This is a genomic window from Amycolatopsis sp. NPDC039088 (genome assembly GCF_055598845.1).
Genome location: NZ_JBVKAE010000002.1, coordinates 213,102 through 225,272, shown reverse-complemented (window position 1 = coordinate 225,272; position 12,171 = coordinate 213,102). Strand labels below are relative to the sequence as shown.

Annotated in this window: 4 protein-coding genes; 1 reads left to right on the top strand and 3 read right to left on the bottom strand. The window is 66.4% G+C overall.

Annotated features, from left to right (window positions below; all coding sequences use genetic code 11):
• Positions 1-21 precede the first annotated feature (21 nt).
• From ACZ7KI_RS03370 to rpoB, 3 genes are all read right to left on the bottom strand, one after another.
• The gene (locus tag ACZ7KI_RS03370; RefSeq protein ID WP_470271841.1) at positions 22-1,821 is read right to left on the bottom strand and encodes a hypothetical protein; all 1,800 of its coding nucleotides are present in this window, start codon (positions 1,819-1,821) and stop codon (positions 22-24) included.
• Between the two features lie 918 nt (positions 1,822-2,739).
• Positions 2,740-6,654: a DNA-directed RNA polymerase subunit beta' gene (locus tag ACZ7KI_RS03365; protein WP_465460512.1), complete on the bottom strand. Its 3,915-nt coding sequence runs from the start codon at positions 6,652-6,654 to the stop codon at positions 2,740-2,742.
• 89 nt (positions 6,655-6,743) lie between these two features.
• Complete coding sequence (gene rpoB / locus ACZ7KI_RS03360; protein ID WP_465460511.1) at positions 6,744-10,244, bottom strand: DNA-directed RNA polymerase subunit beta; 3,501 nt, start codon at positions 10,242-10,244, stop codon at positions 6,744-6,746.
• A gap of 663 nt (positions 10,245-10,907) precedes the next feature.
• Between rpoB and ACZ7KI_RS03355 the strand changes: the two genes are divergently transcribed.
• Complete coding sequence (locus ACZ7KI_RS03355) at positions 10,908-12,146, top strand: hypothetical protein (protein ID WP_470271621.1); 1,239 nt, start codon at positions 10,908-10,910, stop codon at positions 12,144-12,146.
• Positions 12,147-12,171 lie beyond the last annotated feature (25 nt).

Here is a 12,171-nt window from a genome sequence, read left to right as displayed (position 1 = left end):
GACCTTCCGCGCCGAACAGGGTTATTTGAGATCCGCGTCCGCTACGACGAACAGTTCGGAGTGCGGTTTGGCGTTTCCGAAGGACCCGTGCGGCCAGGTCTTCCGGTTGAAGTTGATCCCGACCTGCCCGGTGAACTCGTCCCGGAAGTTCTGGTCGACCGCGACTTTTCCGTCCTCGCCGAGGTTCAGCAGGTTGACCTTGTGGTCACCGTCCAAACCGGACCGTGCGACGAAGTAGTTCGACACCGCGAGATGCTGCGGCTTGTCGGTCTCGTGGTAGTAACCGTCGTCGCCGAGCACGAAGTTGTCGTAGGCGCCCCAGTGCGGGCCACCACCCGGTGTGCCCGGGTTGATCGGCGCCGCGCCGACGACGGTCGGCAGGTCGCCGCCACCGCCCTGCTGCGACTTCTCCTTCGTGTCGATCCGGCCGTTGATGTTCTCGACCTTGTCACCCGCGGCGACGAGCTTCTGGATGTCGAGGACATAGACACCACCGGTGGTACCGGGGTCGTCCGGACCGAGAGCGCCCTTCTGGCGGCCGGTGATCGCGCGGTAGAGGTACTTGTCGTCAGGGCTGGTCTGGATCCAGCCACCGTTCGACCCGCCACCGTTGGAGTCGTTGTTCGGGTGGATCGCCTTGTTCGCGGCACCGTCGTCGAACACCTGGATCCAGTGCGGCTCCTTGGCGGTGATGTCCGGCGTGTAGAACACCGCGCCGCCCTGCATGGTCTGGGCGAACGCGCCCTTGTGACCCGGCAGGTTGGTCACCGTGGTCTCCATGACCGCGCGACTCTCGGCGTGCAGCGGATCCGCCGGGTCGGCCCTCGGACCGTCCGGCAGGTAGGAGACCGCCTTGAGCTTCGGCTTGTTGCGGTCGGAGATGTCCCACGTCCGGACGGTCGGGCGCCGCAGGTACGGCGACGGCTGCTTCACCGGGTCGAGGATGATGTTGCGCGGCTCGGCGTAGTCACTGGTGACGAGGGTGTTGAGGTCCTCGCGAGCCTGGATGCCGTGCGGGTTGGCGCAGGTCGGCTTGTCCAGTTGCGGAAGGTTGTCGCACAGCTTCTTGTTGTCCCCCTGCGGTGTGGCCGCCGGGGACTCGGAAAGCACCTGCGCGTTCTGGTCGAAGCGGACGACTTCGCCGGGGCTACCCGCGAAACCGTTGCCCACCACGGTCGAACCGTTGGCGTAGGTGTGCGGACCGGGCACGACCGGGCCGCCCATGTACGTGCCGTACGCGGTGCCGTCCTTGAGCACCCAGTACGCGTCCGGCACGGAACCGCCGAGGGTCTGGGTCGGGAGACTGACGCCCTTGAGCTTCAGTTGCGGCAACGCGGAGACGTCGAAGGCGTACGTCGCGGCGGCGAACAGCGCACCGGCGTAGATCGTGTCGCCCTTGTGCCACACGTACTGCATGTGGTGCGGCTCGTTCTCGACCAGGGGTCCGACCGTGGCGGTGTTGACGACCTTGCCATAGGTCGGCGAGCCCTGCGTCGCGTCGATCACGGCGAGGAAGTCCGGACCGGGCAACGCGTTCTTGATCTTGTTCAGGCCGCCGCCGAGCGAACCCGGCAGGTTCTTGACGTCTTTGACCAGGGTGTCGGCGATGTTCTCGTCACCGGCCCAGACCAGCAACCACTTCTTGCGCTTGCCGTCGGCGCTTCGGGCCGCCGCGACGTCCTTGGACACCAGGTGGTTCTGGACCCAGTACTCCTTGCCGTCAGCCGCCTTCTTCGCGTCCTTGACGACCTGGACGTCCGCATAGGCACTCGTCGCCGAGCCGGTATAGGTCACCGTGCCCACGGCGAGCGCCGCCGCCATGGCGCCTATCACCACTTTTCGCCACTTGGGCGAGTTGGATAGCATTCTTTCTCCCTGTTTTCGCTACCGAAGCGCCAGACAATTGGCACACCTCTCCCCCACTTCGCGCAGGTGTCACCGACACGGATCAAGGGAAAGCAATCAACCGCCGGTCCAAGCAGGGAACCGTTGCGGCACAGCGGAAATCGTCAGCTCGCGGAGAACGGGCGCAGCCATTTCGGACGCACGAATTCACCGGGACACGACGAGCCGGAAAAGGTCAGGAATCCATACACAGCGCGCTTGCTTGCTGCCGCAAGTCAACGTGCCGGCGCCACACCAAGGCGACTGGGGATTGCATGGGCGAAATACTCGCGGGAAGGCGCTTTAGTGTCAATCTCGTGATCAAAGAATGGGACAGGCCACGACAGGGTGAATTTCCCACGATGCGGATAGGCCATTAGTCCGAATGGGTGGCGATTTTCCGAGTAGTGAGAACTAGGCCACTTGGCGGCACTACCGCAGGTCACAACGGCCCAGTAGCCCGGATTCGTCCGACCGGAGGGCGTTATATCTTCGTTATGAACTACCGGGAACTTCCGAGCGGTCCCGCGCGCTCGGTGGGCCCGAGAAGCTCCCGACCGCAGAAGTCAGCGCGTTCCCCCGTCGCGCGATACCCCTTGACCTGCGCCCCCCACCAGATCGCGTTTAGCCCGCTAAACGCAAGTGCTCGTCCTCGCCCACCGGGTCGCGTTTAGCTCGCTAAACGCGAGTGGGGCAGGGAGCGGGACGGGAGGCAGAGCCGGAGCAGCGGGTCGCGTTTAGCGGGCTAAACGCGAGTCGGGGCGGAGCGGAGGCGGGGGTGGCGAGAGCGAAGTGAGGGAAAAGCGAAGCGCCCCTGGCCGGGAGCCAGGGGCGCTTCGGGTGGAGCTAGGTGGATCAGCGGAAGTCGCGGCCGAAGTCGTAATCGTCCAGCGGCACCGCGGCACCCGGGGTGGAGGAGCCGAAGACATCCGGAGTGTAGTAGCCGTCGTCGTAGGACGGGATCGCGTAAGCGGCGACCCGCGCCTCCTCGGTCGGCTGCACCTGGATGTTGCGGTACTTGTTGATCCCGGTACCGGCCGGGATCAGCTTACCGATGATCACGTTCTCCTTGAGGCCCACGAGCTTGTCCGAGCGGCCGTTGATGGCCGCGTCGGTCAGGACACGCGTGGTCTCCTGGAACGAGGCCGCCGACAGCCACGAGTCCGTGGTCAGCGAGGCCTTCGTGATCCCCATCAGCACCGGACGACCCGAAGCCGGCTCGCCACCCTCGGCGACCGACGCACGGTTCTTCGCCTCGAACTTGGTCCGCTCGGGCAGCTCGCCCGGCAGGAAGTCCGTGGCACCGGAGTCGATGATCGTCACCCGGCGGAGCATCTGCCGGACGATGACCTCGATGTGCTTGTCGTGGATCGACACACCCTGCGCCCGGTACACCTTCTGGACCTCGTCCACCAGGTGCATCTGCGCCTCGCGCGGCCCCATGACCCGCAGGACCTCGTGCGGGTCCGGGGTGCCTTCGAGCAGCTGCTGGCCGACCGACACGCGGTCACCGTCGCCCAGCGGGCCGCTCGGGGTGTTCGCGAGCCGCTGACGCTTGGACAGCTTGTCGAAGACGATCTCTTCGCTGCCGTCGTCCGGGATCAGCGTGATCTTCCAGAACCGCTCGCTCTCCTCGATGCGCACACGGCCATCGACGTCGGCGATCGGCGCCTTGCCCTTCGGGACCCGGGCCTCGAAAAGCTCCTGGACACGGGGCAGACCGGTCGTGATGTCGTCACCGGCGACACCACCCTGGTGGAACGTACGCATCGTCAGCTGCGTACCCGGCTCACCGATCGACTGGGCCGCGACGATACCCACGGCCTCGCCGACGTCGACGAGCTGACCGGTCGCCATGGACCGGCCGTAGCAGGTGGCGCAGATACCGACGGCCGACTCGCAGGTCAGCACCGAACGCACCTTGACCTTGGCGATCCCGCTCGAGATGAGCTTGTCGATCGCCGGGTCACCGATGTCGTCACCGGCGTTGAGCACGACGTTGCCCTTGGCGTCGACCGCGTCGGTCGCCAGGTTCCGCGCGTACACGCTGGTCTCGACGTGCTGGTCGCGCAGGACCTTGCCGTCGCCGATGTCTTCACCGATCGGCATGTTGATACCGCGGGTGGTGCCACAGTCGATCTCGCGGACGATGACGTCCTGCGACACGTCCACCAGACGACGGGTCAGGTAACCCGAGTCGGCGGTACGGAGCGCCGTGTCCGCCAGACCCTTACGGGCACCGTGCGTCGCGATGAAGTACTCCGCCACCGACAGGCCTTCACGGAAGTTGGCCTTGATCGGACGCGGGATGTACTCACCCTTCGGGTTCGACACCAGACCACGCATACCGGCCAGCGACCGGACCTGCGTCATGTTGCCCGCCGCGCCCGACTTCACGATCATCGCGATCGGGTTGTCGTCCGGCAGCGCCGTCTCCATGATCTTGTGGACCTCTTCGGTGGCCTGCGTCCACACCTTGACGAGCTCGTTGTTGCGCTCGGCGTGCGACAGCTGACCACGCTGGTACCGCTTCTCGACCTGGTCGGCCTTGCCTTCGTACTCGTCCAGAATGGCCTTCTTGCCGGTCGGGACGAGGACGTCGGAGATCGCGACCGTGACACCCGAACGGGTCGCCCAGTAGAAACCGGCGTCCTTCAGGCGGTCCAGGGTCTGCGCGACCTGCGTCATCGAGTAGCGCTCGGCGAGGTCGTTCACGATCAGGGCCTGACGCTTCTTCGGCATCGGCTCGTTGATGAACGGGTAGTCCGCCGGCAGCAGCTCGTTGAACAGCACGCGGCCCAGGGTGGTCTCGGCCAGCCAGGCCTTGCCCGGCTCCCAGCCCTTCTCCGCGAGCGCCGCTTCGTCGGCCTTGGCGGGCTGACGGTCGACGATGCGGATCTTGACCGGGGCGTGCAGGCTCAGCGCCTTGAGGTCGTACGCCATGATCGCTTCGGCGGGCGAGGAGTACGCGTTGCCGGCACCCACGGCGTTCTCGGTCAGGCGGGTCAGGTGGAACAGACCCGTCACCATGTCCAGTCGCGGCATGGCGAGCGGACGGCCCGACGCCGGCGAAAGGATGTTGTTCGCCGACAGCATCAGGATGCGGGCCTCGGCCTGCGCCTCCGCGGACAGCGGGAGGTGCACGGCCATCTGGTCACCGTCGAAGTCCGCGTTGAACGCTTCACAGACCAGCGGGTGCAGCTGGATGGCCTTGCCTTCGACCAGCTGCGGCTCGAAGGCCTGGATACCGAGGCGGTGCAGGGTCGGCGCACGGTTCAGCATCACCGGGTGGCCGGTGATGACCTCTTCGAGCACGTCCCACACCTGCGGGCGCGAGCGCTCCACCATCCGCTTGGCGGACTTGATGTTCTGCGCGTGGTTCAGGTCGACCAGCCGCTTCATGACGAACGGCTTGAACAGCTCGAGCGCCATGTCCTTCGGCAGACCGCACTGGTGCAGCTTCAGCTGCGGACCGACGATGATGACCGAACGGCCGGAGTAGTCGACACGCTTGCCGAGCAGGTTCTGACGGAACCGGCCCTGCTTGCCCTTGAGCAGGTCGGACAGCGACTTCAGCGGGCGGTTACCGGGACCGGTGACCGGGCGGCCGCGGCGGCCGTTGTCGAACAGCGCGTCGACGGCCTCCTGCAGCATCCGCTTCTCGTTGTTGACGATGATCTCAGGGGCGCCGAGGTCGATGAGCCGCTTCAACCGGTTGTTGCGGTTGATGACCCGGCGGTAGAGGTCGTTCAGGTCGGAGGTGGCGAACCGGCCACCGTCGAGCTGGACCATCGGGCGCAGGTCCGGCGGGATCACCGGGACGGCGTCGAGCACCATGCCGCGCGGGTCGTTGCCGGTGGCCTGGAAAGCCGCGACGACCTTGAGCCGCTTCAGTGCGCGGAGCTTCTTCTGCCCCTTGCCGTTGCGGATGGTGTCGCGCAGGTTGTCGGCCTCGGCCGCGACGTCGAACTCGGTGGCCAGCTTCTGGATGGCCTCCGCGCCCATGCCGCCGGTGAAGTACTCGCCGTAGCGGTCGACGAGCTCGCGGTAGAGCAGCTCGTCGGCGATCAGCTGACGCACGTCGAGCTTGGTGAAGGTCGTCCAGACCTCCTCGAGACGGTCCAGCTCGCGACCGGCGCGGTCACGGATCTGGCGCATCTCACGCTCGCCGCCCTCCTTGACCTTGCGGCGGACGTCGGACTTGGCGCCCTCCGCCTCCAGCTCGGCCAGGTCGGCTTCCAGCTTCTGCGCCCGTGCCTCGATGTCCGCGTCACGCTTGGTCTCGAGGTTCTTGCGCTCGACGCCGATCTCGTTCTCCAGCGTCGGCAGGTCGTTGTGCCGCAGCTCGGTGTTCACGCCGGTGATCACGTAGGCCGCGAAGTAGATGATCTTCTCGAGGTCCTTCGGCGCCAGGTCGAGCAGGTAGCCGAGGCGGGAAGGAACACCCTTGAAGTACCAGATGTGGGTGACGGGAGCGGCCAGCTCGATGTGGCCCATCCGCTCACGGCGCACCTTGGCGCGAGTGACCTCGACGCCACAGCGCTCGCAGATGATGCCCTTGAAGCGGACCCGCTTGTACTTACCGCAGTAGCATTCCCAGTCCCGGGTCGGGCCGAAGATCTTCTCGCAGAAGAGGCCGTCCTTCTCGGGCTTGAGCGTCCGGTAGTTGATGGTCTCCGGCTTCTTGACCTCGCCGAAGGACCACTGACGAATGTCGTCGGCGGTAGCGAGGCCGATGCGGAGCTCATCGAAGAAGTTGACGTCCAGCACGTCTTTGCATCCCCTTGGGGTTGAGTCGACTAGAGGGGTTGGCGGTCGAGGCGGGGCCCACGGGAGGCAGGCCCCGCCTCGGACAGCCGTCAGTGCACGACGTCGTCCACCGAGGGCGACTCGTTGCGGGACAGGTTGATGCCGAGGTTCGCCGCGGCACGCTCGAGGTCCTCGTCGTCGGAGTCGCGCATCTCGATCGCGGCGCCGTCGCTCGACAGCACCTCGACGTTGAGGCAAAGCGACTGGAGCTCCTTCAGGAGCACCTTGAACGACTCCGGGATACCCGGCTCGGGGATGTTCTCCCCCTTGACGATGGCCTCGTACACCTTCACGCGGCCGACCACGTCGTCCGACTTGATCGTCAGCAGCTCCTGCAGGGTGTAGGCGGCGCCATACGCCTGCATCGCCCAGCACTCCATCTCACCGAAGCGCTGGCCACCGAACTGCGCCTTACCACCCAGCGGCTGCTGCGTGATCATCGAGTACGGACCGGTGGACCGGGCGTGGATCTTGTCGTCGACCAGGTGGTGCAGCTTCAGGATGTACATGTAGCCGACCGCGACCGGGTACGGGTACGGCTCGCCGGAGCGGCCGTCCAGCAGCGTGGCCTTGCCGTTCTGCTTCACCATGCGCTCACCGTCGCGGTTCGGCTTGGTGGCACCGAGCAGACCGGTCAGCTCGTCTTCCTTGGCACCGTCGAACACCGGGGTGGCGGTGTTCGTGCCGGGGTCGACGTCGTAGAGCTCCTCGTTGAGGTTCTTCGCCCAGTCCGGGTTGCCTTCGATCTTCCAACCCTGCGAAGCCAGCCAGCCCAGGTGGAGTTCCAGTACCTGGCCGATGTTCATACGACGCGGGACACCGTGGGTGTTCAGGATGATGTCGACGGGCGTGCCGTCCTCCATGAACGGCATGTCCTCGACGGGGAGGATCTTGCCGATGACACCCTTGTTCCCGTGGCGGCCGGCGAGCTTGTCGCCCGGCTGGATCTTCCGCTTCTGGGCCACGTAGACGCGGACCAGTTCGTTGACGCCCGGAGGCAGCTCGTCGTCGTCCTCGCGCGAGAACACGCGGATGCCGATGACCTTGCCGGTCTCGCCGTGCGGCACCTTCAGCGAGGTGTCGCGGACCTCACGGGCCTTCTCGCCGAAGATCGCGCGGAGCAGACGCTCTTCCGGGGTCAGCTCGGTCTCACCCTTGGGCGTGACCTTGCCGACCAGGATGTCGCCGTCGCGGACCTCGGCACCGATCCGGATGATGCCGCGCTCGTCGAGGTCGGCCAGGACCTCTTCGGAGACGTTCGGGATGTCCCGCGTGATCTCCTCGGCGCCCAGCTTGGTGTCGCGGGCGTCGATCTCGTGCTCCTCGATGTGGATCGACGTGAGCACGTCGTCCTGCACCAGGCGCTCCGAGAGGATGATCGCGTCCTCGTAGTTGTGGCCCTCCCACGGCATGACCGCGACGAGCAGGTTCTTGCCGAGCGCCATCTCACCGTTCTCGGTGGACGGGCCGTCGGCGATGACCTGACCCTGCTCGACCCGGTCGCCCTCGTTGACGATCGGGCGGTGGTTGAAGCAGGTGCCGTGGTTCGAGCGACGGAACTTGTACAGTCCGTAGCTCTTCCGCGTGCCGTCGTCGTGCATGATCGTGATCAGGTCGGCCGAGAGCTCCTCGACGACACCGGACTGCTCGGCGACGAGCACGTCACCGGCGTCCACCGCGGCACGCAGCTCCACACCGGTGCCGACGTACGGCGCCTGGTTGCGGAGCAGCGGCACGGCCTGACGCTGCATGTTCGCGCCCATCAGCGCGCGGTTCGCGTCGTCGTGCTCGAGGAACGGGATCATCGCCGTCGCGACCGAGACCATCTGTCGCGGCGAGACGTCCATGTAGTCCACGTCCAGCGGGTCGATCAGCTCGACCTCGCCGCCCTTCTTACGGACCAGGACGCGGTCTTCGACGAAGGTGCCGTCTTCCGAGATCGGCGCGTTCGCCTGCGCCTTCACGAAACGGTCTTCCTCGTCCGCGGTGAGGTAGTCGACCTGGTCGGTGACCCGGCCCTCGACGACCTTGCGGTACGGGGTCTCGATGAAACCGAACGGGTTGACCCGCGCGTACGAGCAGAGCGAGCCGATCAGGCCGATGTTCGGGCCTTCCGGCGTCTCGATCGGGCACATGCGGCCGTAGTGCGACGGGTGGACGTCACGGACCTCCATGCCGGCGCGCTCACGCGACAGACCACCCGGGCCGAGCGCGGACAGACGACGCTTGTGCGTCAGCCCCGACAGCGGGTTGTTCTGGTCCATGAACTGCGACAGCTGCGAAGTACCGAAGAACTCCTTGATCGCCGCCACGACGGGACGGATGTTGATCAGGGTCTGCGGCGTGATCGCCTCGACGTCCTGGGTGGTCATCCGCTCGCGGACGACACGCTCCATCCGGGACAGACCGACGCGGATCTGGTTCTGGATGAGCTCGCCGACGGTGCGGAGACGACGGTTGCCGAAGTGGTCGATGTCGTCGGTCTCGACCGGGATGACCTGGTCGCCGACGGTCGCCTTGTCCTCGCCGGCGTGCAGCCGGACCAGGTACTCGATCGTCGAGACGATGTCCTCTTCGGTCAGCGTCCCGGTGTCGTACGGCGTGGTGAGGCCGAGCTTCTTGTTCAGCTTGTACCGGCCGACCTTGGCGAGGTCGTAGCGCTTCGGCTTGAAGAACAGGTTCTCCAGCAGAGTCTGCGCGCTCTCCTTCGTGGGCGGTTCGCCCGGGCGCAGCTTGCGGTAGATGTCGAGCAGCGCCTCGTCGGTGCCGGCGGTGTGGTCCTTCTCGAGGGTGGCGAGCAGCGTCTCGGAGAAGGAGAAGCGCTCGCGGATCGCCTCGGTGGTCCAGCCGAGCGCCTTCAGCAGCACGGTCACCGGCTGGCGGCGCTTACGGTCGATGCGGACGCCGACGGTGTCGCGCTTGTCGACGTCGAACTCGAGCCAGGCACCCCGGCTCGGGATGACGCGGACGTTGAAGACGTCCTTGTCCGTGGTCTTGTCGACGCTGGTGTCGAAGTACACACCAGGCGAACGGACCAGCTGGGACACGACGACACGCTCGGTGCCGTTGATGACGAAGGTGCCCTTGTCGGTCATCACCGGGAAGTCGCCCATGAAGACCGTCTGGCTCTTGATCTCGCCGGTGTTGTTGTTCACGAACTCGGCGGTCACGAACAGCGGGGCCGCGTACGTCATGTCCTTGTCCTTGCACTCCTCGACGGAGGCCTTGACCTCGTCGAAGCGCGGGTCGGAGAAGGACAGCGACATGGATCCGGAGAAGTCCTCGATCGGCGAGATCTCGTTGAGGACCTCTTCCAGGCCACCGACCGGGTTTTCTTCACCTTCTTCGACGCGGCGTTCGAACCACGCCTCGTCGCCGGTGAACCATTCGAATGACCTGATCTGCACGTCGAGCAGGTTCGGGGTGTTGAGCGGCTCGCGAATCTTTGCGAAGGAGACCCGCTTGGGGGCTCCCGGGATTCCCGTGGACTCCGAGCGAGATACAGCCGAGGTGGTCGCAGCAGTGGCCTGGTTCGCGGGAGAGACTGCCAAGATGCGTCCTTCCGGGGACAATGAGCGGTGAGCAGCCGCGTCAGCAACAGCTGATGCGGTCTGTCAAGGGTGCCGTGTGCCCACTATCCTAACTACCGGCTCCGGGCAGCCTGAAAGAGGGCAGCGCAAAGAAGCAGTCTAGCCCGAACGTCGCGGTCTGTCCAGGGGGCGCTCCTGATGGGGCCCAGCCTGCATCGCAACGTCTTCAGGTATGCCTCTCCTCGGCTTCCCCGGGCCGTCCCTCCCGCAAGGGCACCGCCGGTTCTCGCCGTTGCCAGTAAGCGTGACCCCACGCGGGCTCGTAGTCAAGATGCCGCGCGGTGGTCCCGCCGGTTGGCGCAGCGTTGAAGAGGTCACGCGGAGGGTGACGAACAAGACGCTTGTCCTGGTTACCGTCCGGTTCCCGCAGGTGACGGCGTTGGCGCGCCGACCTGCGTTTCGCGGGCTTATCGTGATCCGCCCGGCGGCTGCTTCGGAGAGTCACCAGGTCGGGCGTCAGAGGGCAGGGAAGGTGACCGCCGCGGCTCCGGCCGTGTGACCGTTGTGACCGGTGAGCCGCCTGGGACGAGACACAGGAAGCCCTCCGGAGCGCCTTTAGCGGGCTAATCGCGACACGCGTTTAGCGGCTGAACGCGTGTGGGTGGCCGATGACAGACTAGGGCGATGTTCCAGACGCGCGAGGACGGGCCGGAGCCGGACACCACGCCAGCGATGTCACCTGTCGTCATGCGGCCAGAGGCCGAACTGTGCCTCGCCGCCGAGCGAAGTCCAGTGCTGAAGGAACTCCGCCAGTACGTCGCAGGCCTGGACGGGCACAGCGGCCCCGGAGACACCCTGGTCGCTCGCTGGGCCGAGGCTTGCGGGCTCGTCCGCGTCCTCAAGGGCGCCCACGTACCGGTCAAGAAGAACGCGAAGCTCCTCAGTGACCCCCTCGCCCTGTGGGAACGAGCCTTTTCGACGGTCGGCGCGGCAGGGCACGCCCTGGCGGACGAAGAGTCCGTCGGCCCCGAAATACGGTTCCCTCAGCTGGCTTCGGCGCTCGCGTTCACGCTGTACCAGTCGGGCGAAATCCCACTTCCCGCCGAGCTCGCCCTCGGGTTTCTCTCGGGGATGTTCGAGCGCTCTCCGGCGCCGAGTCCTTCACTCCGCTACGCGACGACCGTGCTGCTGGAGCCGATGGACCGGCTCGGTGCGATCCAGCGCTCCACCGTGACGGACCCCGCCGCCCTCGCCAAGCTCGCCGAAATCGCCAACAACCCGGATCCGGACCCCACGCTGATCGGACTGAGCTCGCTCGCGGTCTGGGCGACCAACCGGGAGCTCCGCGAGGCCGGGGTGACCGCGCCGATCGCCGGTGAAGCCGCGGGCCAGAGCCTCGTCAACCTGTGTTCACACCTTCCCCAAGCCACGCCGGAAGTCATCGACGCGGAGCTCAAAGCCTGGGCTCGGCGCCGGTCACCCCTCGAGGCGACGACCGAGGCCGGCGAGTTCCTCCGGGTGGCGGCCACCCCGTCCGAACGGCTGTTCTCCTTGATCGCGCTCGGCGAGACCGGCGAGACCGGTCTCGCCACCGCCGCCGAGATCCGCGCGGAGGGCGGCCTGCCCGGCGCGGTCGCGACGATGTGGCTGGCGGAGCGTGGCGCGATCGATCGCGAATCGGTCAGCCGCGACGAGGTCCTCATCGGGATGGCCGATCACTACGCGGCCATGAACGAGCTAGGCGCCTTCGTGCACCAACTCGCCGAGATGGACGGCGGGTTCGACATCGTCGACCTGCTGACGGGCTCCGGTCACCCCGCCATGCTGGAGCTGCTGGACGTCGTCGCCGCTGCGCATCCGGACCGCACGATGGCAAAGAAGGCGAGGAAGACCCGCTTCAAGCTGCGGTCGCGCGGCCTCTGACCGCTCGCCGGCCACGCCCAGGTCA